Source organism: Oceanobacillus sp. B139/18, from assembly GCF_055524595.1.
This window is the reverse complement of record NZ_JBVFXI010000005.1, coordinates 335,491-362,341: the sequence shown is the minus strand read 5'-3', so window position 1 is coordinate 362,341 and position 26,851 is coordinate 335,491. Positions and strand designations below refer to the sequence as shown.

24 protein-coding genes and 1 riboswitch are annotated in these 26,851 nt (G+C 37.4%); of the genes, 20 read left to right on the top strand and 4 right to left on the bottom strand.

The genetic code is table 11. The annotated features are described in order from the left end of the window. Positions 1–380: 380 nt before the first annotated feature. From ACZSMY_RS16605 to ACZSMY_RS16515, 19 genes are all read left to right on the top strand, one after another. Entirely contained in the window at positions 381–1,187 is an 807-nt protein-coding gene (locus ACZSMY_RS16605) for a carbon-nitrogen family hydrolase (protein WP_465148001.1), read from the top strand. Positions 1,188–1,586: 399 nt separating this feature from the next. Then, positions 1,587–2,609 carry a LacI family DNA-binding transcriptional regulator gene (locus tag ACZSMY_RS16600; RefSeq protein ID WP_256705353.1) on the top strand — a complete coding sequence of 341 codons (1,023 nt, stop codon included), beginning with the start codon at positions 1,587–1,589 and terminating at the stop codon, positions 2,607–2,609. Positions 2,610–2,637: 28 nt separating this feature from the next. Continuing rightward, a complete protein-coding gene (locus tag ACZSMY_RS16595) occupies positions 2,638–3,414 on the top strand; it encodes an SDR family NAD(P)-dependent oxidoreductase (RefSeq protein WP_256705352.1) in 777 nt (258 codons plus the stop codon). A 75-nt stretch (positions 3,415–3,489) separates the two neighbouring features. Then, a complete protein-coding gene (locus ACZSMY_RS16590) occupies positions 3,490–4,662 on the top strand; it encodes an iron-containing alcohol dehydrogenase (protein WP_246529038.1) in 1,173 nt (390 codons plus the stop codon). After that, positions 4,659–6,083 carry an aldehyde dehydrogenase family protein gene (locus ACZSMY_RS16585; protein WP_465148000.1) on the top strand — a complete coding sequence of 475 codons (1,425 nt, stop codon included), beginning with the start codon at positions 4,659–4,661 and terminating at the stop codon, positions 6,081–6,083. The genes ACZSMY_RS16590 and ACZSMY_RS16585 overlap by 4 nt, the downstream gene beginning before the upstream one ends. A gap of 71 nt (positions 6,084–6,154) precedes the next feature. Next, positions 6,155–6,766 carry a cupin domain-containing protein gene (locus ACZSMY_RS16580; RefSeq protein ID WP_465147999.1) on the top strand — a complete coding sequence of 204 codons (612 nt, stop codon included), beginning with the start codon at positions 6,155–6,157 and terminating at the stop codon, positions 6,764–6,766. Positions 6,767–6,879: 113 nt separating this feature from the next. After that, positions 6,880–7,605, top strand: a complete 726-nt coding sequence (locus ACZSMY_RS16575) for an alpha/beta fold hydrolase (protein ID WP_465147998.1) — start codon at positions 6,880–6,882, stop codon at positions 7,603–7,605. Between the two features lie 48 nt (positions 7,606–7,653). Beyond that, positions 7,654–8,664, top strand: coding sequence for a TRAP transporter substrate-binding protein (locus ACZSMY_RS16570; protein ID WP_465147997.1), 1,011 nt, complete (start codon positions 7,654–7,656; stop codon positions 8,662–8,664). 54 nt (positions 8,665–8,718) lie between these two features. Continuing rightward, on the top strand, positions 8,719–9,267 hold the full coding sequence (locus ACZSMY_RS16565) for a TRAP transporter small permease (protein WP_465147996.1): 549 nt from the start codon (positions 8,719–8,721) through the stop codon (positions 9,265–9,267). 14 nt (positions 9,268–9,281) lie between these two features. Continuing rightward, complete coding sequence (locus tag ACZSMY_RS16560; RefSeq protein ID WP_465147995.1) at positions 9,282–10,568, top strand: TRAP transporter large permease; 1,287 nt, start codon at positions 9,282–9,284, stop codon at positions 10,566–10,568. Positions 10,569–10,651: 83 nt separating this feature from the next. Continuing rightward, positions 10,652–11,425, top strand: a complete 774-nt coding sequence (locus tag ACZSMY_RS16555; protein WP_465147994.1) for an HpcH/HpaI aldolase family protein — start codon at positions 10,652–10,654, stop codon at positions 11,423–11,425. A 453-nt stretch (positions 11,426–11,878) separates the two neighbouring features. Continuing rightward, entirely contained in the window at positions 11,879–12,895 is a 1,017-nt protein-coding gene (locus ACZSMY_RS16550) for a LacI family DNA-binding transcriptional regulator (protein ID WP_465147993.1), read from the top strand. A 102-nt stretch (positions 12,896–12,997) separates the two neighbouring features. After that, on the top strand, positions 12,998–13,957 hold the full coding sequence (locus ACZSMY_RS16545) for a tripartite tricarboxylate transporter substrate binding protein (RefSeq protein WP_465147992.1): 960 nt from the start codon (positions 12,998–13,000) through the stop codon (positions 13,955–13,957). 31 nt (positions 13,958–13,988) lie between these two features. Further along, positions 13,989–14,441: a tripartite tricarboxylate transporter TctB family protein gene (locus tag ACZSMY_RS16540; protein WP_465147991.1), complete on the top strand. Its 453-nt coding sequence runs from the start codon at positions 13,989–13,991 to the stop codon at positions 14,439–14,441. Positions 14,442–14,457: 16 nt separating this feature from the next. Continuing rightward, a complete protein-coding gene (locus ACZSMY_RS16535; protein WP_465147990.1) occupies positions 14,458–15,945 on the top strand; it encodes a tripartite tricarboxylate transporter permease in 1,488 nt (495 codons plus the stop codon). Between the two features lie 110 nt (positions 15,946–16,055). Then, positions 16,056–17,081 carry a sialidase family protein gene (locus ACZSMY_RS16530; RefSeq protein ID WP_465147989.1) on the top strand — a complete coding sequence of 342 codons (1,026 nt, stop codon included), beginning with the start codon at positions 16,056–16,058 and terminating at the stop codon, positions 17,079–17,081. A 5-nt stretch (positions 17,082–17,086) separates the two neighbouring features. Next, entirely contained in the window at positions 17,087–18,013 is a 927-nt protein-coding gene (locus ACZSMY_RS16525) for a dihydrodipicolinate synthase family protein (RefSeq protein ID WP_465147988.1), read from the top strand. 130 nt (positions 18,014–18,143) lie between these two features. Next, positions 18,144–19,955 carry an L-fucose isomerase gene (locus ACZSMY_RS16520; protein ID WP_368901027.1) on the top strand — a complete coding sequence of 604 codons (1,812 nt, stop codon included), beginning with the start codon at positions 18,144–18,146 and terminating at the stop codon, positions 19,953–19,955. Positions 19,956–20,002: 47 nt separating this feature from the next. Beyond that, positions 20,003–21,664 (top strand): ribulokinase, encoded by a 1,662-nt coding sequence (locus tag ACZSMY_RS16515; RefSeq protein ID WP_465147987.1) that lies wholly within the window; start codon positions 20,003–20,005, stop codon positions 21,662–21,664. 270 nt (positions 21,665–21,934) lie between these two features. On the opposite strand, the gene ACZSMY_RS16510 is transcribed toward ACZSMY_RS16515, so the two are convergent. The 4 genes from ACZSMY_RS16510 to ACZSMY_RS16495 all read right to left on the bottom strand — a co-directional run bounded on the left by ACZSMY_RS16510 (position 21,935) and on the right by ACZSMY_RS16495 (position 25,573). Continuing rightward, positions 21,935–22,711 carry a sulfite exporter TauE/SafE family protein gene (locus ACZSMY_RS16510; protein WP_465147986.1) on the bottom strand — a complete coding sequence of 259 codons (777 nt, stop codon included), beginning with the start codon at positions 22,709–22,711 and terminating at the stop codon, positions 21,935–21,937. 124 nt (positions 22,712–22,835) lie between these two features. After that, complete coding sequence (locus ACZSMY_RS16505; protein WP_465147985.1) at positions 22,836–24,164, bottom strand: amidohydrolase family protein; 1,329 nt, start codon at positions 24,162–24,164, stop codon at positions 22,836–22,838. A 99-nt stretch (positions 24,165–24,263) separates the two neighbouring features. After that, positions 24,264–24,713 (bottom strand): hypothetical protein, encoded by a 450-nt coding sequence (locus tag ACZSMY_RS16500; RefSeq protein ID WP_332094047.1) that lies wholly within the window; start codon positions 24,711–24,713, stop codon positions 24,264–24,266. Then, entirely contained in the window at positions 24,710–25,573 is an 864-nt protein-coding gene (locus ACZSMY_RS16495; RefSeq protein ID WP_332094048.1) for a DUF3100 domain-containing protein, read from the bottom strand. Before ACZSMY_RS16495 ends, ACZSMY_RS16500 begins: the two co-directional genes overlap by 4 nt. 255 nt (positions 25,574–25,828) lie before the next feature. Continuing rightward, positions 25,829–25,930: riboswitch (purine riboswitch) on the bottom strand. Positions 25,931–26,147: 217 nt separating this feature from the next. Here ACZSMY_RS16495 and ACZSMY_RS16490 point away from each other — a divergent pair. After that, the gene (locus ACZSMY_RS16490) at positions 26,148–26,828 is read left to right on the top strand and encodes a sigma factor-like helix-turn-helix DNA-binding protein (protein WP_256705323.1); all 681 of its coding nucleotides are present in this window, start codon (positions 26,148–26,150) and stop codon (positions 26,826–26,828) included. Positions 26,829–26,851 lie beyond the last annotated feature (23 nt).

Here is a 26,851-nt window from a genome sequence, read left to right as displayed (position 1 = left end):
GTTGAATGCGCCATCACCTGCTGCAACGTGCTCGATTGAAATAGGAAAGGAAATTGTTAAACGTTTTGAACAAAAACTTCAAATAGTGACATGATTTTACCGCAGCGTAACTGGCTCTAAGACTCTCACCTCAAGAGTAGAGAAGACATGAAAATTATAATTAGGGGGGGACACAGTAACGGGTCGGTTAATTCGAGCCCAAAGAGTGTAGACCGAGAACTTTTGGAGCTGGAATTAGGGCTGCGATTACTCGCCTTGCCGAAAACATTTGTGCGTTGAACCCCCCTCCTATATAAAGTTTCACTTTATATATAAAAGCTCAGGATATTATGAAGGTATTCAAAACGACTTATTTTCAATTTGATTTTTGAAAATATTAAATGAAAGTAGAAGGTGCTATGATGCAAATAATGGTTTTGCAGTTTGAAATCAAATTTGGGGATGTTAATGCCAATATAAAGAAAATAGAAAGTTTATTACAAGATACGGAGATAGAGAATAGTAATATTATTGTGCTTCCAGAATTGTGGACGACTGGTTATGATTTGGAGAATATAAACAAATTGGCTACAGATAATTTGGAACCTATGAAGACTTTTATACAAAAACTTGCTAAGGAATATAATATTAACATTGTTGCTGGTTCGGTTATGAATAAGAAAAGTGAAGGCATAATGAATACATCTTTTGTTGTTAATAGAAATGGAGAATGTATACATGAATATTCAAAAATCCATTTGGTACCTATGATGAAAGAACCTGAATATATGGTTGGAGGTAATAATAAAGCAAGCACATTTGAGTTAGATGGAGTAAACATGGGCGTATTAATATGTTATGATTTACGCTTTCCAGAGTTGTTTAGACGATTAGCTTTGGGAGGAGCAAAGATTATTTATGTTGTTGCGGAATGGCCGATTGAGAGAACGAATCAGTGGCTGACTCTCTTAAAAGCTAGAGCAATTGAAAATCAATGTTTTATTGTTGCATCTAATATAGTAGGTAAGCAGCCAATAGGAGCGGAATTTGCAGGCAATTCTATAATTATAGACGCATTAGGTAATGTTATTGAAAAAGCAGATAGTAAAGAAGAAACGGTTTTATTTGGACGGATAAACTTGGGTGATATAAAAAAAGTAAGAAGCGAGGTTCCTATTTTTACTAGTCGTAGACCAGAAATTTATTGAAGAATGGTATAAAGATATACCATTTATATCATAAGATACTTTGTAAAGCTATAAGACTTGCAAATAGGTCTATATTGCTGCAGAAAGTCAGAGTTAATTATCCAATATGTGTTAATAGTATAGGTTATTTCACTGAGGAATTAAAAATAGCGAAATTATTTTTTGCAGCCAAATTATCATCGTTAAGAATGATAATTTGGCTTTAATTATTACAAATTTATTTTGCAATAAAACAAATAAAAAATATAGGCAGTGTTAGAAAAGCAGTCTTTATTTATATATTATGTCGAAAAAACATGTTGCAATAGTCAGAAACATATGATAAATTATAAGAAATCAAATTATATGAATCCGCTTTCAATAAATTGAATCCGCATTCAAGAGAGGTGAAATGATATTTTGAAGGGAAGAGTGAGTGCTTATGATGTAGCAAAATTAGCAAAAGTTTCTCAAACTACCGTTTCAAGAGTTCTTAATAATTACCCGCACGTAAGAAAAGAAACGAGAAAAAGAGTGCATGATGCTATCAATACGTTAGGTTTTTCACCAGATGAAATTGCCAGAAGCCTTGCAAGCAAGAAAACAAATACGATTGGACTTATTGTGGAGGATATTTCAAACTCTTTTTATGCGGAAACAGCTCATATTATCTTGCGGGAAGCTCAGAAATATGATTATGAAGTCATTATCATCGATGCAGAAACAGATGAAAATAGTTTTGAAAGAGCAATTAACACGCTTAATGGGAAAAGAGTAGATGGAATTATTGTTGCCTCAGCCCGGATGGATAATCAAAAGGTAAAAGAATTCTACGATAAAGGATTTCCTATCATTTTTTATAACCGGCGTATTTACGGTATTGAAGAAAGTCATTATGTAGAAGTAGATAACAGACTAGGAGCTAAAATAGCTGTTAACCACCTGGTGGAAAACAAGCACAGAAAAATAGCGTTTATTTCTGGCCCTACAATATATTCTACTTTTTATCAACGCTTCGAAGGGTATAAAGAAGCACTTCAAGAAAATGGTTTAGAATATGATGAATCGCTGATTTATAAGGGAGAAGTAATCTATGAAAAAGTTTTTCAGTTTGCATTGAATCTAATGAGGGACAAAGAAATGCCGACTGCGTTTTTTGCTTCAACGGACCAAATGGCGTTAGCAATCATGGATGCAGCAGCTAGAAGCGGAAGACATATTCCATATGATATCTCTATCATCGGCTTTGATGATATTGAGATTGCGAGTAATCCTTATATTGGCTTAAGTACTATTTCTCAAAGAAAAAGAGAAATGGCTGTACTAACATTACAAAAGTTATTTTCACTTATTAACAAGGATGATTCAAATAGTGAGCCAAATAAAATTACGTTAGAACCAGAACTAATTATTCGTAAAACAACAGGTGTTAACAATCAGTAGAATACCGCTTATTTCAGGAGGTAGAGAAATGGCTAGATATAAAGCAAACGAGCTTTTTAATTTATCTGGTAAAACAGCTATTGTTACTGGAGCAAGCAAGGGAATTGGAAGAAGTATTGCTTTGTTGTTAGCTCAAAATGGAGCTGATATTGCCTTAATGGCAAGAAATGAAGAAGGATTAAAAGAGGTTGCCAAAGAGATTGAAAGCACAGGTCAGAAAGCGCTGCCAGTTTCCGTTGACTTAACAGATATTGATAGTATTCCCAATGTGGTAGAGAAGGTGTATGATCATTTTGGAAAGATAGATATATTGGTGAATAATGCTGGAACGAATATACCGAAGAAGGCGGAAGAAGTTACCGAAAAAGACTGGGATCAGATTATTGATATAAATGTAAAAAGTGTATTTTTTATAAGTAAAGCTGTAGGAAAATACATGAAAGCTGCGGAGCAAGGAAAAATAATTAATGTTTCTTCGCAAATGGCTTTTGTAGGTTATTATAAACGGGCCGCATATGCTTCCAGCAAAGGGGCTATTACACAATTGACAAAATCTTTATCGATTGAATGGGCTCCATATCATATAAATGTCAATGCTGTAGCGCCAACTTTTATTGAAACACCAATGACAAGAAAGATGCTGGATGATGCGGATTTTAAAAAAGATGTGTTAAGCCGTATTCCTCTAGGAAGGTTAGCAAAAGAGGAGGATTTATTTGGTGCATTTGTATTTCTGGCATCCGAGGCAGCGGATATGGTAACCGGCCAAACGCTGATTGTGGATGGCGGGTGGACTGTTTGGTGATTTTTGAATGCGGATTCAATAAAAAGAGAAAACAGGTTAAAAGTAGTGATGAGTAAGGATAAAGGAGAGGAAAATATGATGCAGTTTAACGATTTTCAAATACCAGGCGTTATTCGCTTCGGGGAAGGAGCTTTAGCAACAATAAAAGATGAGGTGCTATCCAAAAACCCTTCCAAGCTATTTATTATCAGTGATAAAGGTGTGGAGAAAGCTGGATTGGTAGATGAATTAAAGGAAGTATTGGAGACGTGTGAGATTCCAATGGAGACAATGACGGATATTGCAGGAGAACCGACCTTTTCGCTTGTTGAAGAAACAATTAAAACACTAAATCAATCTAAAGCTGATTTTGTAATTGGAATTGGCGGAGGAAGTGCGCTGGATGTCGCAAAAGCGAGTGCTGCCTTGCAGGATAAGCATGATCTGGAAAATTACTTTAGTGGAAAGAAAACAATAGAAAATCGAACTGTACCTTGTATACTACTGCCAACAACATCTGGAACAGGTGCAGAGGTGACCAAAAATGCCATTTTTGGGGATGAAGCGGAAGGAGTAAAAAGAGGAATCGTCAGCCCTGCGTTATTACCTGATGCAGCTATCGTAGATCCTGAGCTGACCCTTTCCTGTCCATCAAGAGTGACGGCAGCTTCTGGAGTAGATGCTTTTACACATGCAATTGAATCGTATATCTCGACGAATGCTACAGAGCAGACACGAATCTATTCCGAAAAATCGATGAAATTATTTGCAGAACATATCACAAATGCTGTACATAACGGCAGTAGCATAGAAGCGCGAACAGGTATGAGCTGGGCAAGTTTATTGGGAGGTGTCTCCTTAGCCAACGCAGGTGTAGGAGCGGTTCATGCAATGGCTTATCCATTGGGAGGTACGTATCATATTGAACACGGTGTAGCCAATGCGCTGTTAATGCCTTTCGTCTTTAAAGTGATTGGGAAAACATGTACAGACGATATGGTTAGAGTTGCTTCCTTTGTAGAGATTGGCGATTTTACAAGCTCTAAACACCAGGCACTGGAAGCTGTGGTCCATTATTTATTACAGCTGTTGAAGGATTTGAACCTACCGACTTCTTTAAAAGAATTGGGAGTGGAGAAAGCGGATTTACCTAAATTAGCTGAGCAGGCGTCGCAGGTTAAAAGATTGTTGTCTAATACGCCTTACCGGTTAAATGCGGACCAGATTCTTGGTATTTATGAGGATGCTTATGAGGGAGGATTGAAATGAAACTAAAAGATTACAGTTTATTCATTAATGGCGAATGGAAACGAGGAGAACAATTTTATGACTTAAAATCTCCTTACAGCGGAGAAGTGATTGCCAGAATCCCGCTCGCCAATAAAAAGGATGTTATTCATGCGTTAGACAGTGCAAAAAAAGCTTCCAGACAAATGAGAAAGTTATCCGCGCTAGAAAGATCAAAAATATTGGAAAGAGTTTCGGAAAAATTTGAAGAACGGTTGGAAGAATGTGCTTATACATTAGCTATGGAAAATGCTAAACCAATCAATGCAGCCAGAGGAGAAATTCAACGTACGATTGAGACATATAAGTTTGCAGCGGAAGAAGCGAAAAAAATAACAGGAGAAACAATCCCTATGGATGCTGCACAAAGTGGTAAGGGAAGATTCGGGTTTACCAAAAAAGAGCCTTTAGGAGTGATAGCCGCTATTACACCATTCAATTTCCCTTTTAATTTAGTAGCACATAAACTAGGACCCGCTTTTGCAACGGGAAATACAGTCGTATTAAAACCTGCTTCACAGACTCCTTTAAGTGCTATTATGACAGCAGAAATTTTTGAAGAAGCAGGGTTACCGAAAGGAGCATTAAATGTTTTATTTGGAAAAGGAGGTGATATTGGCGATTTGCTAGTAACGAATCCTAACGTGAAAATGATAACGTTTACAGGAAGCGTTGAGGTAGGATTACAAATCAAAGAGAAAGCAGGATTAAAGAAAACAACCTTGGAACTCGGGTCAAATTCTGCAGTAATTGTTAATGACGTTAATAATATAGAGCCTGTGGCAAGAAGGTGTGCAGAGGGAGCTTTTGCATACTCGGGACAGACATGTATATCGGTTCAACGAATTTATGTTCATCACACCTTGTATGACGATTTTTTGGAAGCTTTTATCCAAGAAACAAAGCGTGTCAAAGTTGGAAATCCGACGAAGGAGGATACTGTTGTATCATCACTTATTCATCCAAAAGAAGCGGAACGTATTGAAAGTTGGTTACAGGAAGTGGACAGTAAAAACATTGTACAAGGTGGAAAGCGGGAAGGTTCCATTATTGAGCCGACCGTCATAACCAATGTTAATTCAGATATGGCAGTTTCATGTCAGGAAGCATTTGCTCCAATTGTATCAGTGAATAAATATAAGGATTGGGAGGAAGCTATTAAGCTAGTTAATGACTCTCAATATGGGTTGCAAGCAGGGGTATATACCAATTCTATCGATAAAGCTTTTGCGGCGGTTCATGAAATAGAGGTAGGAGGAGTTATTGTCAATGATATCCCATCCTTTAGAGTGGATCAGATGCCTTATGGCGGAGTCAAAAATAGTGGAACAGGCCGTGAAGGTATTAAGTATTCTATGGAGGAGATGTGTGAGTTAAAGTTGGGAGTATTTAATTTACTGTAGAACCATTAGAAAATAAAATTAAACTTGTTTTAAATAAATACAATTTCTATATGTTTTGAGGAGGAGAACAAATGAGTGTGAATAAAACAAATTATACAAAGGAAATTATTGAAAGAGATTGGGTTGTACGTTTTGACGAAATTAAGGATAAAGCAATCCCGCTTATGTTCATTGATAGTATTGTCCCAGGGCACAACCGTCTTAATTATGCTTTGATTGGTGATACAGCAAGTGAGAATGAGAATTACAATCCGGTGATTACTGAGCCGCATGGTTTTCAAATCGGTATGGTAAAGGCTCCTAAAGGCAACGGCCCTGCTTATCATACACATGAATATATTGAAACATTTTTTGTTTTAACAGGAGAATGGCGCTTTTATTGGGGAAACAGCGCTGATGAGATTGAAGGGGAAACGTTTTTGAAACCATGGGATATGATTTCTTTACCACCATACATGTATAGAGGCTTCGAGAATATTGCAGAAGAAGATTCTTGGTTATTTTCTATATTGGAGCAGCATGAAGTTTTCGATCGTCCAGATCCAATCTGGGATCCAAAAGTAGTGAAAAAAGGAGAAGAATATAATTTCCATGTAGATGATAAAGGTAAAATGATACCGCCAGAAAACTTTAGCCAGCTTGAAAAGGAAATGGCAGAAAAATTAAAGATGGGCCAAAAATAAACGAAGCGTACATTTTGGTTCGTATTCAGTGTCTGACCTGCAGGTAATTAATTTTACATGTGATGGTCAGACAGATATAATCAGCAAATTTTTTATAAGAGGGTGATATATCTTTGAAACAGGAAAATGAATTAGATCGAAACAAAAAAATACCACTGCTATTGCTCCCAGGTACGCTTTGTAATGAAAAATTATGGGAGCACCAGATAGCCTATTTAGAAGATATAGCATCTATTACAGTTGGAGACTTAACACAAAATAATACAATTGAAGGTATGGCATCCAGTGTATTGGATAAGGCGCCAGAAAAATTTGCACTTGCAGGGTTATCTTTGGGCGGTATGGTTGCAATCGAAATGATGAGACAAGCACCTGAACGCGTTACGCAGTTGGCTTTACTGGATACCAATCCGAGACCTCCTACTGATGCTCAAATTGAAACATGGCATAAGTTTATTCGGATTAGTAAAGAAGGCGATTTTATAAGTATAACAAAAGACTACTTGATGCCGGGATTACTTCGCCAGGCAAATCAAGGGACACCTCTTGTACAGACAGTAATTAATATGGCAGAGGAGGTTGGAGCGAATGCAATGGAAAGACAGATGACTGCATTAATGCATCGCCCTGATGCGTTTGAGGTATTACCAACCATTCAATGTTCTGTGAGTGTAATGGTTGGAGATGAAGATAATGTTTGCCCTATTGAAATGAGTAACGAATTAATCCGGGAGATTCCTAATTCCTATTTGACGATAATAAAAGATGCAGGACATCTCAGTAGTTTAGAAAATCCGTTGGAAGTTTCCCGCGCTATGCGACAATGGTTAATTTCATAAGAGAAATTTTAGACTGAATTTTTATAAAAAATTTTAAGGAGATATTACATGAAAAAAATAGCATTGAATATTTGTGTAATACTAATTTTCTTAGTATTGGCGGCTTGTGGTGATGCTAACGGGGAGGGAAATGTTAAATTGCGTATAGCACATGATAGTAGTGCTTCCCATCCGACAAATATAGCATTACAGGAATTTGCAGAAAATGTTGAAGAGAGATCAGAGGGCGAAATTAGTATTGAATTATTTCCAGCTTCACAGATAGGGAATGCAACTGAAATTATGGAACAAGTACGTCGTGGGGACGCTGAGATGGGATTAGGTGCATCAACACACTTCACCAGCTTAATTCCCGAGTTAGCAGTCTGGGAAAGCTTTTATTTATTTGACGATGCTGAACATGCTCATAGAGTTCTTGATAGTGAGATAGGAGAATTAACAATGGAGCCTTTAGAAGATTTTAATCTAACAGGTCTAGGGTATATGGAAATTGGATTTAGAAACTTCTCGAATAATAAACAACCTTTAGAAACAATGGAAGATTTTAATGGCATCAAAATAAGAGGATATAATCCATTACAAATAAAAGCTTGGGAATCGTTAGGTGTATCTTTAACGAATATAGCTTGGGATGAATTATTTACCTCGTTATCTCAAAATTTAATTGATGGACAAGAAAGTGCTACGACTAGCTTTTTTGATGAAAACTTTTATGAAGTTCAAGATTATTGGTCGTTAACGATGCATTCGTACACTAATTATCTATGGTATGCAAATCAAGAATTTATGAATGATCTTTCGGATGAACACAGAGAAATTATTGAAGAAGAAATTAATAATGCTATCAAACATGAAAGAGAATTAATGGACGAGTTAGAAGTAGAAACATTAGAGCAATTGCCTGATGAAGGTGTGGAAATCAATGAAGTTCCTTTGGAAGAAAGACATAAAATGGGCGAACAAATGAATGAAGCTATTCAGAAAGATATTATTGAACAGACAGGGCAAGAGTTGTATGACCAGGTAATGGAAGGTATAGAGGATTACAGAGAAGAATAGTTGATTCTTATCAGCTATTCTTCCAAACAGAGAAACAAAGTGAGGAGAATGGAAATGAAAAAAGTTCTGCCTTGGTTAGATAAAAACTTTGAACCAATTATAATCACATTTCTGTTTTATATGATAGTAGCTATAGTCACTACTCAAGTTATTCTAAGATTTGGCTTTAGTTCTGGGTTTTCTTGGGCAGAAGAGTTATCAAGGTTTTTATTTATATGGTTAATGTATTTTGCATTTTCCTATGCAACACGAAATAATATGCACATTAAGGTTTCGTTTGTATTAGATAAATTAAATGAGAAATTTCAAAAGATTTTACTAATCGTTGTAGACTTTTTATTTATTGTTTTCTCTCTTATTCTTTTTTTGGCATCCATACGTATATGCCAATCTATTATTGCCTTTGGAGACAAAGCAGTAACGATGGATATTTCTATGAATATTGTTTATGGAGCAGGAGTAGTTGGCTTCTTATTAATGATTATACGTTTACTTCAACAAATTATTTGGAAATTTATGAATTTCAAAAGGCCAATGGAAATATTTGAAACGTATAAAGGTGCAAGCAGAGAAGAAGAAGTAATTGTACTTACTAAAAGATAAAGGGGGGAGACTAATTGACTACAACATTATTATTGTTTGGCGTATTTATATTGATGCTAATCATTTCTGTTCCTATTGGAGTATCTTTAGGGATTGCCTCTGTTGTTACAATATTAGTGCTAAATCCGGTGTCTGTTGATTCATTTACTCAAACAACTATTCAAGGGTTAAATTCCTTTCCTTTAATGGCTGTTCCATTATTTGCCTTTGCAGGTGATATTATGGGGAAAGGCGGTATATCTAAAAGACTTCTTGATTTAGCTAGTATTCTATTTAATCGAGTTACAGGAGGATTGGGTGTCGTAGCTATAGTAGCTTCTTTATTTTTTGCGGCAATCTCAGGTACTGGTTCTGGAACAGTAGCAGCAATTGGTACTATTATGATTCCAGCAATGGTGGCAAGAAACTACAATAAGGCTTTTTCAGGAGCTTTAGTGGCGACAGCAGGTACTTTAGGAGCTGTCATTCCACCGAGTATCACAATGATTATCTATGCTGTAACAGCAGGAGTTTCTGTAACAGGAATGTTTAGCGCGAGTATTGGACCAGGTGTATTAATTGCAATAGCGTTAATTATTTATACACTTTATTATGCACGTAAGAAAGGTTATCAAGGTGAAGGGGAACAATTCTCATTTAAAGAATTTATCATCAAGTTTATAAAGGCAATACCGGCTCTTTTACTACCTTTTATTGTTTTGGGAGGAATTTACGGTGGTGTTTTTACACCAACAGAAGCGGCAGCAGTAGCAGTTGTATATGGAATTTTAGTTAGTGTCTTTTTATATAAAGAAGTAAAGATTTCTGAGTTACCATACATTGGATTTAATGCAGTAATGTTATCAGCTGCCGTACTAATAATTATTGGAGTTTCATCAGGATTTGGTCATATTTTAACAATTGCTCAAGTTCCAAACACTATTTCAGATTGGATACTTGGTATTTCTTCAAATGTTATTTTAGTATTGCTATTAATTAATCTGTTGCTTCTATTTGTTGGTACTTTTATGGAAACAAATGCAGCGATTATTATTTTAGTTCCGATACTTCTTCCGGTTGTTATGGAACTGGGAGTAGACCCAATACATTTTGGGATTATTATGATTATCAACTTAGCAATTGGATTCATTACCCCGCCAGTAGGTGCAAATTTATTTATGGCTAGTCAAGTCAGCCAAATAAAATTTGATGAATTGGTTCGTGCTATTATACCTTGGATACTTGTTATGATTGTAGTCCTTTTGGTTATAACATTTACCCCTAGTATTTCATTATGGTTACCAAGTTTTATCAACAATTGATGGCTAGAGATTGAGGGTAGTTGATTGTTTAAGACTGCTAATAAAGAACATGGAAATCAAGATGATTTGGAGTGTGATACTTAATGATTAAATCAAACAAAACTAAGGGAAAAATTCAATCTGGCAGCCCTGCAATTGGAACTTTTGTAAAACTGACTGATCCTTCTTCTGTAGAAGTACTAGGCCTAGTTGGATTTGATTTCGTTATCATTGATAGTGAACATGTAGGTTTTAATAAAGAGACAATTACTCAATTAATTAGAACAGCTGAGCTAAATGATTTGACGCCAATTGTAAGAGTCAGAAAAAATGAGGAAGTAGAAATATTACAGATGTTGGATATAGGAGCTCAGGGTGTACAAGTTCCCAATGTGAATACCGAGAATGATGCTAAAAAAGTTATTCAAAGCGTAAAATATTCTCCTCTTGGTAATCGTGGATTTGCGGGTACGAATCGGGCAGCTGCGTTTGGTCTAATGGATGGCAAAGAATATGCACAGATTTCAAATAAAGAAACAATGGCTATATGTCATTGTGAAACAAAAACATGTATAGACAATTTAGACTCTATACTAGAGGAAGATATTGATGTAATTTTTATTGGCCCAATGGATTTATCACAATCCTTGGGTGTATTGGCAGAAGCTGACCATCCCAAAGTCAAGGAAGCTATTGAATTAGTCATAAAGAAAGTAAAAACTGCAGGAAAAGAAGTGGGTATTATAGCAGCTAATGCAGAAGAGGCAAAAAATTATATAAATAAAGGCTTTCGTTATATTACAATAAGTTCTGATCAAGGAATGATAGTGAATTTTAGTAAAGAAAATTTAAAAAAACTGAATCAATTTAAATGGTGATTGAGTACTATGAGATAGTTATTTTTAAGTCATGATTCTCTCCTTAGCCAATTTTAATGTTCACTTTAAAGTATCTCTTTATTAGAAAATCTAAAATAAAAAGTAAACCAGTTCAGCTCTTATTGACATCCTTGCCAGTAAGAGTTTTCTGGGGGAAGGAGAAACTTAGGTTAAATGTTTGTGCCTCTTTAGATATAAAAATATATCAGAAAGAGATATAAAAGGGTGATAACTCTTTAATTATATCAATTTTAGTATAACTTACATAATATTACACCTACACATTTAAAGCGGCAATATATATTATATCTTTTCATAAAGAGAAAACTCAAGCATAATAATATATTTTGAAATCGGATACAAAAAATATATTGACAAATAATAATGGTTTTGTTATCTTAGCTATAACGTTTTAGCGAATAGGTTTAGATAAAATTATAAAGGGGGAGTTATATGGCAACAATACGCGAGATTGCAAAACAGGCAAATGTTTCCATTGGAACAGCTTCTTTTGTATTAAATGGGAAAGCAGAGCAAATGAGAATTTCAAAAAAAACACAGCAAAAGGTTTTAGAAACAGCAAAGAAACTTGGTTATAATCCCAGTCTATCTGCTAGACGTTTGCGAACAAAAGGAGAAAAAGAAGTACCTGTTATTGCGATTCTCTGGACCCTCGATACGAGAACATCGTTGATTTCCCGGTTTATGCAGGGGATTCAAACGAAATCTCTTTATCAAGATGGCTTGTTTGAATTAGTTATTCAACCTTATGAAAATGATAAATTAAATGAAGTTAAAAGTCTTCATACGGGTTTACGATTTAATGGTGCCATTGTTGCGAATGCTTCAGATAAAGATATGGCTTATTTAGAAAAAACTGATTTAAGCGTTCCCGTTGTTGTCTATCAGAGGCATTCTAATAAATATGGAACTGTTTCTGTCGATAGTGAGAATACTGGAAAAGAACTGGCTTCCTTATTTGCATCTAAAGGGCATAAGCAAGTAGGAATGATTATTCCCAACGTATCTTCAGAGGCTATTGAACTCCGCCGAAAAGGGTTTAGAGAGAGATGGAACCAAGAATCAGAAGTTTCAGCTATTCAGGAATGGTTTGGTGAGTTTTCTGAACAAGGTGGGTATGAAGCAGCTCTTCATTTATTAAGTTATCATAAAGAAATGCCAACCGCACTTTTCTTTTTAAGTGATCACATGGCAATGGGAGCGCTAGCAGCATTTCATCAAAAGAATATTCGAATACCAGAGGATATTGAGATAGTTGGCCATGATAATATTAGTTCAACACAATTTACATTCCCTTCTTTATCAACTGTACATTTACCAGTTGAAGAAATGGCTGAAGCTTGTGTCAGACAGCTTTTGAAAATAATTAATCATGAAGTAGACACATCTGAATCAATAAATTTTGAATCTTATTTGGTAGAGAGAAATAGCAGTTTAGATAGAGTATAATTATCTATATTTTTCTCTTTAAAGCTAAAACGTTTTAGCTTTAATGGTTCAATGTATACATTTTAAATATTCTTAGTAACGATAAAATATAGGAGTGGTGAAATGAAAGCGTTATTAAAATTGATGGTAGTTGTTGGTGTTTCTCTTGTACTTGTTGCTTGTAATTCTAGTTCAGCAGAAGATTATCTGTCTGAAGATATCACATTAATTGTTCCCAATGCTCCTGGTGGCGGAACTGATATTGTTGCAAGAGGTCTTGTCGAGTATACAAAGGATAAGCTTGATACAAATATTATTGTTGAAAACAATACAGAAGGTGGAGGAATTACAGGATTAATCGAAGGAGCTAATGCAGATCCAGATGGTTATACATTAACAATGACAACTGTGGAACTAGCGATGCTGCCACATTTAGACAGACTATCCGTTACTCATGAAGATTTTCAACCGATTGTTGCTCCTATTGCAGACCCAGCAGCTGTTATTGTACCGGCTGATGCACCATATGATACGATGCAAGAATTTATTGATTATGCGAAGGAAAATCCAGGGTTAAAAGTTGGTAATTCAGGGATTGGAGCTGTTTGGCACCTTGCAGCAGTAGCGTTAGAGGATGAATTTGATATTGAATTTTCACATATTCCGTATGATGAAGGCACAGCTCCAGCAGTAGCGGCATTAACAGGAGGTCATATTGATGCAATAACTGCTGCACCTGGAAATGCTATTTCACAAATTAATGCTGGAGAATTAAAAGTTCTTGGCGTTATGGGAGAAGAACGTCTTGAATTCTTGCCCGATGTACCGACACTGAAGGAAGAATTTGATGTGGATATTACTATCCGTGCTTGGGCTGCACTGTCTGCTCCAACGGATACGCCCGAAGAAGTAATGGATGTATTAAATGAAGCTTTTATTGAAACAGTGGAGAATCCAGAATTTAAAGAGTTTTTAGAAAGTCAAGGCATCGCTCCTGTTGAATATAACACATCAGAATTGTCCGAAATTATGGCTGAAGATCATGAGATGTATAGTGAGTTAATGAAACTTTTGGATTTATAAAGGATTGTTTATATCAAGGAGGTAAAAGACATTGAAGTTGGGAAATATAATCTCTTCTATAGTTGTAGTGGTTTTAGGGGTTTTTATTATCTTACAGTCAAATAATTTTCCGGATGAAGTAGCTTCAGCTCCTGGTCCAGGTATATATCCTTCTCTGCTGGGCAGGCTACTGGTGTTGTTAGGGAGTATTTTATTGATTCAGACTTTTATATTTAGAAAAAAAGAAGAGATTATTGTTATTTTTACAAGTAAACAGGCTTTGTTTATTTATAAATTAATTGGCGTCTCCGTTTTATATTGCATTATATTACCTTTTTTAGGATTTGCAATAACATCATTTCTGTTTCTTATTATTACAAGTTTCATGTTAGGTCTAAAAAAATATAGGTTACTTATTTTGATTCCAATGGTTTCTATTATCTTAATTTTATTTATATTTGGGTCGATATTTCATATTCCATTGCCGGGTCAGACAATCTTTTAGTAAGTGAGGGATAACCTTGGATAATATATTATTGGCATTTGAAACAGTATTTACATTCACATCAGTAATGGCCATATTTCTTGGGGTTCTTATAGGAATTATTATGGGAGTTCTGCCAGGATTGACTGTAACAATGGGGGTTGCATTATTATTCCCTGTCACGTTTACTTTTGACGGTATATCTGGAATTTTAATGTTGTTGGGTATTTACATTGGAGCTGTCTATGGGGGATCCATACCAGCAATTTTACTTAATACGCCAGGAACTCCGGCGTCAGCTGCAACAATGATTGAAGGAAACCCAATGGTAAAACGTGGCGAAGCGGGAAGGGCATTAAAGATTTCAACTACTGCTTCAGGAGTAGGAGGAATCATTTCTAATATTGTATTGATATTGATTGCACCAGTGCTTGCTGGTCTCGCTTTAAATTTTAGCGCTCCTGAATATTTTACTTTGGCAATTTTTGGAATAAGTATTATTGTGAGTATTTCAACAGAATCTGTAGTAAAAGGATTAATTGGTGGAGTTATCGGATTATCGATAGCAACAGTCGGTATTGATTCTGTGACTGGATATACTAGATTTACCTTTGATTCGACCTATTTGATGGGAGGAATTTCTTTTATACCGATTCTTGTTGGCCTTTTTGCTTTTTCTCAAACACTTCTATCTATCGAAGAAACGTATGGTCAGACTATAAAAAAAACAAAAATGAAGATAAAAGGATTTTTCCCTGCGAAAGCAGACTTGAAAGCAACACGTGGTCATATGCTCCGCTCCGGTTTAATAGGAACATTTATTGGTACAGTTCCGGGAACAGGAGGAGATATAGCTGCCTATGTTTCTTACAACGAATCAAAACGGTTTGCTAAAAAACCAGAAGAATTTGGGAAAGGCTCGATTGAAGGTCTTTCTGCGCCGGAAGCAGGAAATAATGCTGTGACTGGTGGAGCAATGATACCGATGACAACCCTTGGGATTCCGGGTGACTCAGTAACAGCTATAATTCTTGGAGCTCTAATGGTTCAAGGTATTCAACCGGGACCGCTTTTATTTGAAGAGCAACCAGATCAAGTGTATGGATTATTTGTTGGGTTACTTATTGCTAATGTATTTATGGTGATTCTTGGCTTAATAGGAATTCGTTACTTCGCTAAAGTTGTAGATGTACCTAAATACATTCTTTCTCCTATTATATTTATCCTTTGCTTTGTTGGTGCTTTTGCAATCAATAATAGTTTGATTGATGTATTTGTGATGGTTGGTGCAGGAATTATTGGATACTTTTTACTTAAATTAAAGTTTTCTATGTCTCCGATTATTCTGGGTTTGATTTTAGGACCAATGATTGAGAGTAATATGCGACGCTCTCTCATAATGTCAGAAGGAGATATTAGTATATTTTTCACAAGACCAATTAGTGCGGCATTTTTATTATTGACAATTCTGGCGTTATTTTTACCGCCACTTATTAGTTATATAAAGAAACGAAAAGCATATTAAAACGGTGAAAATTGTAAATTCAACTAACAATCATTAACTCAAAATAATGTGAATAATTGTGAGGGCTTTAAAGATGAAACGTATTGTTTCCATGAAGGAGTGAGATAGATATGACAGAAAAGAAATCATATGTGTTTGAAGAAAATAATGTTCCGTTTCAGATATGCCACGCAACAAATTGTCTTGCAGTAGGTAATAATGACTTGCTGGTAACGTGGTTTGCTGGTAGTCGGGAAGGAAATAATGATATTGCAATTTGGATTAGTCGTTTTTCAAAAGGCAAATGGGAAAAGAGTGTTGTGATTGCTGATGATAAAGATGAGCCCAACTGGAATCCTGTCCTTCATCAATTGAAGGGGGATAGGATTCTTCTTTTTTATAAAGTTGGAAGAGATATACATTCTTGGAGAACAATGATTCGTATCTCTGATGATCGAGGAAAGACGTGGTCTGAACCGAGAGAGTTGGTACCTGGAGATAAAGGAGGAAGAGGGCCAGTAAGAACAAAAGTTTTAACACTTTCAGATAATTCGTTATTGGCTGGAAGTTCTAGTGAGCAAGGAGTGTGGACTACTTTTACTGACCGTTCCATTGATGGAGGGAAAAGTTGGGTACGAAGTGAACCTATTGCTTTGGACGGTATTTCCTATCATGGAGAAAAAACCGTTTCACATACAGATATTGAAGTTTCAGAACAATCTTTTTATGGTAGAGGAATTATCCAACCAACGCTATGGGAATCAAAGTCAGGGCATGTTCATATGCTTATGCGTTCTTCAGAAGGTCGAATATATCGAGCTGATTCAACTGACTATGGAAAAACATGGTCTCCTACTTACGCAACGTCGTTACCTAATAATAACAGTGGGATTGATGTTGTTCGTTTATCAAACGGTTCACTGGTGCTTTGCTATAACCCAGTAGCAGAAAACTGGGGAGAAAGGACGCCTTTACGATTAGCAAATTCAAAAGATAATGGTAATACGTGGAAGGACATTTATACGCTTGAAGAGGGAGAAGGAGAGTATTCCTACCCGTCGATAACAAGAAAAGATCAAGCGATTTATTTATCGTATACATGGAATAGAAAAAGAGTTGCTGTTTGGCAATTTGAAGAAGAGGAATTGGAGGAATAGGAAGAATGAGTGAACAATTTCCAGGTGGTGTATGGCCAGTAATGCTTACCCCCTTTACGAAAGATAATCAGATTGATTATCCTGCGCTTGAAGAATTAGTTAATTGGTATATAAAAAAAGGAGTTGATGGTTTATTTGCAGTTTGTCAATCTAGTGAAATGTTTTTTTTAACTGAAGAAGAAAGTTTACAGATTGCTTCTTTTGTTAAAGAAAAAGCTGCTGGCAGAGTTCCTGTTATTGCCTCTGGTCACACTGCATCTGCATTGGAAGAGCAAGTAATACAAATCAATAAGATGGCTGCAACTGGAGTAGATGCAGTCATTTTGATTACAAACAGGCTTGTTGATGAACATGATGATGAAGATGTATTCCGTGAAAACATTTATAAATTAATAGAACAAGTACCTGCGGATATCCCATTAGGATTTTACGAATGCCCCAAACCATATAAACGTTTAATTTCACCAAATCTTTTGAGAGAGCTTGCACTTACTGGGCGTTTTTATTTCTTAAAAGATACCTGCTGTGATCGAGAACAAATAGAAGAAAAACTGAAAGCTGTAAGGAATACAAAATTAAAAATCTATAATGCGAATACGGCTACATTATTAGAAACGCTGCAGGCAGGAGTGGCTGGATATAGTGGCGTAATGGCGAACTTTCAGCCTGATTTATATGCATGGCTAGTATCTAAGTTTAAACAAGAGCCTCAGAGAGCAGAAACATTACAGAATTTCCTGAGTATGTCTGCTTTGATAGAAAGTAAAAATTATCCAAAAAATGCAAAGTATTTTCTGCAATTAGAGGGACTTTCATGGACAACTACAACACGTACAAGTCTTGTGTCACTTACACCTACGGATAAACTGGAAGTCCAGCAACTTCGATCTTTATCCTCTGAATATCAAATGGATTTTATACAAAATAGGTAATGGTAAGATTCCATTTAGATTTAAAAATACTTTATTCTCTCAAAATATAAAGGATTTGGCAGGTTGAGTGATTTAATCATTTTCTTAAAGTAATCAGGTTCAAAAAAGAAGAAAAACGGGAGGAATGAACATGTTAACAAACAAAGACAATCTTTCTAAAAGCACCGGAAAAAGATGGGTGGGAGAATTTCCCAAAATTGGGATTCGTCCTGTCATTGATGGTCGGCAAGGTGGAATTCGAGAATCTTTAGAAGAGGTTACAATGAAAATGGCAACAAGTGTGGCAAGTCTTCTAAAGGAGCAGTTACGTTATCCAGATGGATCTCCGGTAGAATGTGTCATTGCAGATACGACCATTGGCGGCGTTGTAGAAGCAGCTCAAGCACAAGAAAAGTTTAAGAAAGAAGGGGTTGCCGTAACGATTACCGTTTCTCCCTCCTGGTGTTATCCAACAGAAACAATGGATCAAGACCCTCATACGATTAAAGCAATATGGGGATTTAATGGTACGGAAAGACCAGGAGCTGTCTATTTAGCGGCTGCCTCTTCTGCGCATAATCAAAAGGGCTTGCCAGTATTCAATATTTATGGCCGAGATGTACAAGAGATGAGTGATTCTTCCGTTCCTGAAGATGTACAAACGAAATTATTACAGTTTTCCAAAGCTGCGCTTGCAGTCACAACGATTCGGGATAAATCATATCTTTCCATCGGTTCGGTATCAATGGGGATAGCAAGCAGTATCGTCATCGAAGACTTTTTCCAGGAATATCTAGGAATGAGAAATGAATACGTAGATATGAGTGAAATCATAAGAAGATTACAGAATGAAATTTATGATGAAGAAGAATATGAGTTAGCTTATACGTGGGTACGGGAAAATTGTCAAGAAGGAGAAAATACGAATTTACCAGAGGCACAACGAACGGAAGAACAAAAAGAAGAGGATTGGAAAACCGTTGTCAAAATGGCACTTATTGCAAGAGACCTTATGGTTGGAAACCCAAAACTAGCCGAGAAGGGCTTTGGGGAAGCTGCATTAGGACATAATGCGATTGCAGCCGGTTTCCAGGGACAGCGGGCATGGACAGATTTTATGCCAACTGGCGACTTTATGGAGGCAATTTTAAATTCGTCCTTCGATTGGAATGGAATAAGAGAGCCATTTATGATGGCAACGGAAAATGATACATTAAATGGAATTACGATGCTGTTTGGACATTTGTTGACAAATGCAGCACAAATATTTGCGGATGTTCGCACTTATTGGAGTCCGGAGGCTGTTCAACGTGTAACGGGTAAAGAATTAACAGGGGCAGCATCAAATGGAATCATACATTTGCTGAACTCTGGACCAGCAGCTTTGGACGGAACAGGACAGCAAGAAAAAGATGGTACACCTGCCATGAAACCATTTTGGGAAATTTCAGAGGAAGAGGTCAATAAATGTCTGGATGCAACAAAATGGTGCCAAGCCGTTGATTTCTTCCCCGGAGGAGGTTTTTCGACGGATTACACAACTAAAGGCGGTATGCCTGTAACGATTGCACGAATCAATATCATTGATGGGCTTGGACCTGTTCTACAACTTGCGGAAGGTTATAGTGTAGAGCTAGAACAAGATGTACATGATGTGTTAGATCAAAGAACAGATTCTACTTGGCCAACGACCTGGTTTGTTCCTAAACTAACAGGAGAAGGTGCATTTAAAGATGTTTATTCCGTTATGTACAATTGGGGGTCCAATCACTGTGCAGTAAGCTACGGACATATTGGCGATGATTTCATCACGTTAGCTTCAATGCTTCGGATTCCAGTTTCGATGCATAATGTAGATGAAAGTCGTATTTTCCGTCCTAGTGTTTGGGGTGCGTTTGGGAGTGGAGACTTTACAGGAGCCGATTATCGCGCTTGTCAAACTTATGGACCTTTATATAAGTAATGATAAATCATTTTAAGCTTAATGCAGCGATGAAGGAGGGGAAAGGCTTGTCACGAAAATATACCATCGGTGTTGATTTTGGGACAGAATCAGGCAGAGTTCTCTTAGTGGATGTACAGAACGGAGAAGAGATTGCCACACATGTTACGCATTATAAACATGGTGTTTTAGATGAAAGTCTGCCAAATGGGAAAATGCTTCCGCAGGACTGGGCATTGCAGCATCCTGGAGATTATTTAGATGTGCTCTATCAATCTATACCGCAAGTAATTGAAAAGGCGCAGATTGAAAAAAGAGATATTATTGGGGTAGGAATAGATTTTACATCATCTACTATCTTACCATTAGATCAAGCAGGGGAACCGTTATGTTTTCAACAGGAGTGGGAAAGTAACCCGCATAGCTGGGTGAAGTTATGGAAGCATCATGCGGCGCAAAAAGAAGCAGATGAAATAACACAGCTTGCAAAAGAGCAAGATGAAGATTTCTTAAGCTTATATGGCGGAAAAATTTCTTCGGAATGGATGTTTCCTAAAATATTGCAAATTGTTAAAGAGGCTCCTGAAATCTATGAAAAAACAGATTTATTTATGGAAGCATGCGATTGGATTACTTCTAAATTAACAGGAAAACTAATACGAAGCAGTAATACCTGTGGTTATAAAGGATTCTGGAGCAAGAAAAATGGTTATCCGGAAGCATCTTTTTTTAGCATGTTAGATGCTAGATTGGAAGGTGTTTTAGAAACAAAAATGCGGGGGGAAGTTCAATCCATTGGAGGAAAAGCAGGAGCACTGACAGAAGAAATGGCAGAGAAAATCGGTCTCCTCCCAGGAACTTCTATTGCCGTAGGAATTATTGATGCGCATGCCGGCGTAGCTGCAGTTGGTGCGGTGCATCCTGGACAGTTTGTGATGGCAATGGGGACGTCTACTTGTCATATGTTGATTGCTGATAAAGAAGAGAAAATCGAAGGTGTATGCGGGATTGTAGAAGACGGGATTATTCCAGGTTACGTTAGTTATGAGACAGGGCAGGTGGCTGTAGGAGATTCATTTGCCTGGTATGTGGACCATGCAGTTCCAAGCTATATTTTACAAGAGGCAAAGGAACAGGAAACGAATGTACATGCATTATTGGAGGAAAAAGCGTCAATTTATAAACCGGGGCAATCTGGTCTGATAGCTTTGGACTGGTGGAATGGGAACCGTTCTGTTTTGGTCGATGCTCATTTATCTGGGATAATTGTCGGTTTGACACTAGCCACCAAACCAGAAGAAATATACCGGTCCTTATTGGAATCTACGGCCTTTGGAACAAAGAGAATTATTGAAGGGTATCTCCAAGCCGGTATTAAAGTAAATGAAATTTTTGCAAGTGGCGGATTGCCGCAAAGAAATAGATTGCTCATGCAAATCTATGCGGATGTAATTAATAGAGAAATTAAAATACCAGATTCCAGTCAAACTACTGCGCTTGGAGCAGCTATGTATGCAAGTGTTGCAGCCGGAGGGGAGAATGGCGGCTATGATACCATTTTTGAAGCTGCTGAAAAAATGGCGAAAGTAAAAGAAGAAGTGTTTACGCCAATTCCAGAAAACGTACAGCTTTATGATGAACTTTACCAATACTATCTTGATGTGCATGATTATTTTGGAAAAGAGAATAGTAGCGTGATGCATGGTTTGAAAAGAATGAAATTGGGATAAGAGATAATAAAAGTAGTAAAAAGAAGAAATGTCTCTCCGTCTTTAAATACATAGAAGAAGGGACCTCCTCACCAAAGGTCTCTTCTTCTACCCAATCAAAGTCCCCAAACATCATCTCTTTAATTGCTTCCCTTGCATGGCTTCTCTGGTAAGGTATCCCCGAGATTATGCATCCTTGGAGACAAGGAATGCTCGATTGGTGTTGCAAGCACCCCATGAATAATTTTATTTTAAAATATAAAAAAGCGAACCTCGCGCAGGTTCGCTTTTTTAGCCTCCAAATGCTAAACTGCCAAGCATATAAACAGAAGAAATAATGGTAATCACAGCGATAAAGATTTTCAATTGGTCCACAGGAACCTTGTTGGTAAGGCGGGACCCGGCTAAGATACCAATCGTTGTCCCAATTAGACTAAAGATAATGAACAAATGCATCTTATCGATACTTGCATATGTGAAATAGCCAAATATAGATGGAATAGCAATGATAACGGAGTTTAACAGTCCTACGCCGACTGCTGTCCGGATATTTACACCAAGGCTTGCGAGCAATGGTACAACTAAAATCGGACCGCCTGCACCTGTTAAAGCGCAAATGGCTGCGGTCAGAATCCCGAGCAGTATAATCCACACTGGCTGCCGTAAAATAAGTGATTTGCTGTCGTCTGCTTCGTTGGCAGAGGCAGCTTTGTTTTTCTTAAGTATAATCGAAAGGCCGGCGAACAGAACAAACAAGTAAAGCAGCAGCTTCGCCAGGGTTTCGGAAATAAGCACATTGATTTGTACACCGAGGAAGGCCCCAGGGAGGCTACCGATGCTCAAATAAAGTGCTAATTTAAAATCCATATATTTCAGCTTCCAGTAGGAATAGGCCCCGATAACGCCTGCGACGAGAAATGCCAGAAAGCTGAGCGCCAGGGAGTCATATACGGGAAGACCTAACAAACCGACATAAATAATTGGCAGCAGAAAACCGGAAACGCCGGAGAGGCCTACTAATACGCCGATAATTAAATTTGCTATAAATACAATAAAAAACGTTAACATGGAAGTGACCTCAACTCTCTAATAACTTTTCTTCCTGAATGCGGGAGGGAGCTCCTCATACAAACAAGGAGAAGAGCGCTTCAACATGACGCTGTTAAACCGCTCGTATGCTTTGGTACAATATCTAAATTTTAGCACGAACGATGAGATCGTCCATAGCTTTTTTACTTTCATATTTTATTCTTTCTTCATCCAGAGTCAATACTTCTCTATTTTTCATTAAAATACGCCCATTTACAATCACATCTGCAACGTCATTGCTGTTCGCGGATTCAATTAATGTATTTGTCAGCTGGTGGGTCGGTTCGATATGTGGCTGATCGGTATTGATTAAAATCATATCCGCTTTTTTGCCGACTTCAATACTTCCAAACTGTTCCTCCTGCAGCATGGCTTTTGCACCGCCAAGTGTCGCCATCTCCAGAATATTTTTAGATGGCATCACAACCGGATCAAAAATCGGAACGCCCCAAAAAGCGCGCATGAGGGATTTGAAAACCTTCATTTGATCGAATAAGCTTAATCCGGAATGGGCAGAGCCGTCTGTTCCTAAGCCAATACTTACGCCCTTTTGCATGAGGCTTGGAGACTTGGTAAATCCTTTTCCTGCATTACTGATAGGGCTGTGAGCTACCTTACTGTCGTATTTCTGAATGAGATCCATCTCATTCTCGGATAAGAGGATACTGTGCGCACCTAAGAAATTTTCGTCCAGCACGCCTAATGATTCTAAATATTCATATGGACGCATTTGAAAGTTTTCTAAGCAATAGCTGATTTCATTTGGATATTCATTCATATGTGTCTGCATGCCTGTTCCGGCTGCATTTGCTGTTTCATAGACCTTCTGAATTAATTCAGGTGTACAGGTAATAAGCGATCGTAAAGAATACCACACGTGGATTCGTCCATCTGCTTTTCCATGATAAGCATCAAACAGGTCTGTATTTCTTTGAATATTATGTTCCATCGTTGTTTTCATCGATTCTGGAATGGCGGCGCCTGTATCCATTGTAGAGCAGGTAAGCACACCGCGTAATCCAGAGGCTTCCACAGCTTCTGCCACCTTGTGCATATAGCTTCCGCCTGCATCAACAAAGCCTGTCGTACCAGCCTTCAGCATTTCTAAGCAGCTCAGTTCTGCGCTGATTGCTACATCTTCTTCCCGGAGGTTACTTTCAAATGGAACCATGATACGTGTCCAAATCATTGGATATTCATCTGAAATTCTGCCCCGCAGAAGCTGTTGATTTGTATGCGTATGTGCATCAATCAAACCTGGCATGACAAGTTTACCTTTTCCGTCTATGGTTTCTTTCGCATCATAGGTTTGTGTAAGTTCTTTTTCGATAGCAATAATCTTTTGATCCTTGATAACGATATGTTGCTCGTGAATTACTTCAAAATTGGGGGTTAACATAGAACAGTTTTTAATCAGTATATCTGCATGCATTGTTATTTCTCCTTTAGGACACGTTGAAAAAGACTGTGTGAACAGCCTTCTCAACATTGTTAGTATAAGTGTAAATAGATTTTTAAGTTTTCTTTTAGCTTAAAAAGCGTTTGTAACTGTTAAAAATACTTGAGCAAAGACTGCTTGAAGCAGGAAAGTTCCAGTAAATACAAATACGGCGATAATGACCATTTTCCAGCTTTGACTCATAAATGCTTTGAAATCAAGTCCGATTCCAGCCAGTGTACCCACAACAGTGATGGGTGCTGTAAAAGAAATTAAAGAGGTATAGTAAATAATCGGGTCCGAAATCGGTGAAATCGGGCTGGCTAACAGTAAACCAGTTAAAGCAACGTACACCACGGCAGGTATTTTTAAAGGAATGAGCTTGGCGATGAATATACCGATAAATGCAATGCTGGATAAAATCAATACACCAGGAATGGACTCTAAAATGGAAATATCATTTTGAAAAAAGTTCGCAATAATGGTTGTCAGGACGGATGTGAATAAAAGGGAAATCGTCCAGTCTTTCATGCTCATATTCATTGTGAAATCCTGCTTTCTACAGATGTTTTAGGGCTGTGATTTTTATTTCGACGTCCAATTTTAGGCTCTAACCAGCCATACATTTTGTTGACAAGCGGCAAGGAAATAAACAGCGTAAAGTAAATTCCGGTAATTGCTGATAGCATATCACTCATCCCGGCCAGCATGATGATTTGATCCGCATAGGCCGGATAAATGGTCGCCAGCGTACTGGAGGCGGCGGCCATCATTACACCGCTGCCGATACCGCATGCCATTGCCAAGGCTAATGGGTGGAAGAAATCAAATGATGCAACAATACTTGCTAATAAACCAAGATAGGTTGTACCAATCAGAAATCCAATAATATAGATAGAAAGGGAGCCGCGGGCTTCGGGAGAGTTTGCTCCATACTTACTGCAAATCAGTCCATAATCCTTATCACGGTTGGTAGAGCTTGTTGCGCCGATGGATTCTCTTTTAAGACCAAGGAGCAGCGCAATTGGAAGAGCAAATAACATCGTTCCAATGGTTCCGAATTCCTGAAAAACGAGTGCCGGGCCAACGTTAACAAGCTCAGGGAGGTTAGACCCTGCCATGACCCCGATTTTTGCCATAAATGGAGAGATGGCAACAAGAACGAGCTGCGATGCTTTTTTTGCTTCTTTCTTTTTAAGGAATTTGAGTACATCTTTACCGAATAGGATACTGATAATAATGGCGAATAACATGGGATAAAGCACGATTAATGCTGAACCGACATTAAATTGGATTGTCCCGATAAGTTCAGCGATAAGGACTATGCCAAATGCAATCGCATAGAGCCGGTAATTTTCCTTGAGATGTCCAATGATCGTTGTTTTTTGAGGTGCTTTCTCCATAGTGTGTTTTCCTCCTTAGATGTAATGCCAAATCAATGCTGATGCAAATAAAAAAACGCTAGTAAGCTTCTTCTACTAGCGTTCCAGTTTGGCATATGAAAAACACAAAAAAGACCAACGTAAACAGGTTAGAACACGCACTTCGGCAGATTTCCTGAGAAGGGGACGCTTCCGATGCTGAAAAAGAATGAAAAGCATCCATTATTTTATCAGCAACGACTACCTGTTAGATGAAAAAGATAATTCTTATCTGATTGATCATTTGTGATTTTCCATAGTCAAACCATTTACGGTAGTTTGGTAGAAACTTTTGGACCATATTTCCAACTTTATATGGATAATCAAAATACGAATGTTAAATTGTTTTCTTTGTTTAATGTTCGTGTATTAGTAACTTACCTCAATATGATAAGAATGTCAAAGGCTTTTTTATGGGAAATAGATTGAAGTTTTACATTTCATCACAAAAATATAGAATAAGATTAGTTAGAGAAGAAAAAAATTTAAATCCCCCGTATCTTTTTACCGTAGAAAATCGTTTATATTATTGAGAAGCGTAAAAGGAGTGAGTGGCATGTGCGCTAGGCCTAGCACAAATCGAAATGAAGAAGATATAATCGTTCACACGGTGTATCCTCAGCTTTCCCATTACTGCTTTTTCCTGTCTCCAAACAAGTGGGATGGAGAAGAATTAGTGCAGGAAAGTCTGAAGAAAGCACTGATAAGCTATGGAGACCCGAGTTCCTGGAATGTTACGTTGCTGAAGAAAATAGCTTATCATGTCTGGATTGATACAAAGCGAAGGAAAACAGCTGAAACAGAGCATGTCGTGAAAGAGAAATCAGAACAAGAAAGTCATTATGAGGAAATCGAGGCGTTGGTGACAAAACTGCTTTCTTTCATGACAGTGAAACAATGTATGGTGTTTCTGTTGAAGGATGTCTTCCAATATCAGATCAACGAAATTGCTGAGAATTGCGGTATGTCTGATACAGCAGTAAAGGCGATGTTGAACAGGGCTAGAAAACAGATACAGAACATGAAAGAGGAAGAAGCGTTGGTTTCCGCCGATGAAATCGCTTATGAGAATACCGCAGAAAGCTTTGTTCAAGTAGTTGTTTATGTTATTAAAGCAAATGATCCTGCTAAATTAATGGAGTTGATTCCAGGCATCTTTATGTCAGGTTATCCGGCACATAAATTGCGTCATCAAACACATCGCCCTTCTTCTTGCGCTCTCTCGTTGGCAGCGTAGTCTGTCATTATTCATGCGTTTAC

Bases quoted from the DNA above. Each gene is read 5' to 3' on its own strand.
- ACZSMY_RS16555 (WP_465147994.1), top strand. From the start codon at position 10,652: ATGATTAAATCAAACAAAACTAAGGGAAAAATTCAATCTGGCAGCCCT.
- ACZSMY_RS16545 (WP_465147992.1), top strand. From the start codon at position 12,998: ATGAAAGCGTTATTAAAATTGATGGTAGTTGTTGGTGTTTCTCTTGTA.
- ACZSMY_RS16565 (WP_465147996.1), top strand. From the start codon at position 8,719: ATGAAAAAAGTTCTGCCTTGGTTAGATAAAAACTTTGAACCAATTATA.
- ACZSMY_RS16495 (WP_332094048.1), bottom strand. From the start codon at position 25,573: ATGGAGAAAGCACCTCAAAAAACAACGATCATTGGACATCTCAAGGAA.
- ACZSMY_RS16570 (WP_465147997.1), top strand. From the start codon at position 7,654: ATGAAAAAAATAGCATTGAATATTTGTGTAATACTAATTTTCTTAGTA.
- ACZSMY_RS16605 (WP_465148001.1), top strand. From the start codon at position 381: ATGAAAGTAGAAGGTGCTATGATGCAAATAATGGTTTTGCAGTTTGAA.
- ACZSMY_RS16525 (WP_465147988.1), top strand. From the start codon at position 17,087: ATGAGTGAACAATTTCCAGGTGGTGTATGGCCAGTAATGCTTACCCCC.
- ACZSMY_RS16550 (WP_465147993.1), top strand. From the start codon at position 11,879: ATGGCAACAATACGCGAGATTGCAAAACAGGCAAATGTTTCCATTGGA.
- ACZSMY_RS16595 (WP_256705352.1), top strand. From the start codon at position 2,638: ATGGCTAGATATAAAGCAAACGAGCTTTTTAATTTATCTGGTAAAACA.
- ACZSMY_RS16590 (WP_246529038.1), top strand. From the start codon at position 3,490: ATGATGCAGTTTAACGATTTTCAAATACCAGGCGTTATTCGCTTCGGG.
- ACZSMY_RS16520 (WP_368901027.1), top strand. From the start codon at position 18,144: ATGTTAACAAACAAAGACAATCTTTCTAAAAGCACCGGAAAAAGATGG.
- ACZSMY_RS16580 (WP_465147999.1), top strand. From the start codon at position 6,155: ATGAGTGTGAATAAAACAAATTATACAAAGGAAATTATTGAAAGAGAT.
- ACZSMY_RS16505 (WP_465147985.1), bottom strand. From the start codon at position 24,164: ATGCATGCAGATATACTGATTAAAAACTGTTCTATGTTAACCCCCAAT.
- ACZSMY_RS16530 (WP_465147989.1), top strand. From the start codon at position 16,056: ATGACAGAAAAGAAATCATATGTGTTTGAAGAAAATAATGTTCCGTTT.
- ACZSMY_RS16585 (WP_465148000.1), top strand. From the start codon at position 4,659: ATGAAACTAAAAGATTACAGTTTATTCATTAATGGCGAATGGAAACGA.
- ACZSMY_RS16500 (WP_332094047.1), bottom strand. From the start codon at position 24,713: ATGAATATGAGCATGAAAGACTGGACGATTTCCCTTTTATTCACATCC.
- ACZSMY_RS16490 (WP_256705323.1), top strand. From the start codon at position 26,148: ATGTGCGCTAGGCCTAGCACAAATCGAAATGAAGAAGATATAATCGTT.
- ACZSMY_RS16510 (WP_465147986.1), bottom strand. From the start codon at position 22,711: ATGTTAACGTTTTTTATTGTATTTATAGCAAATTTAATTATCGGCGTA.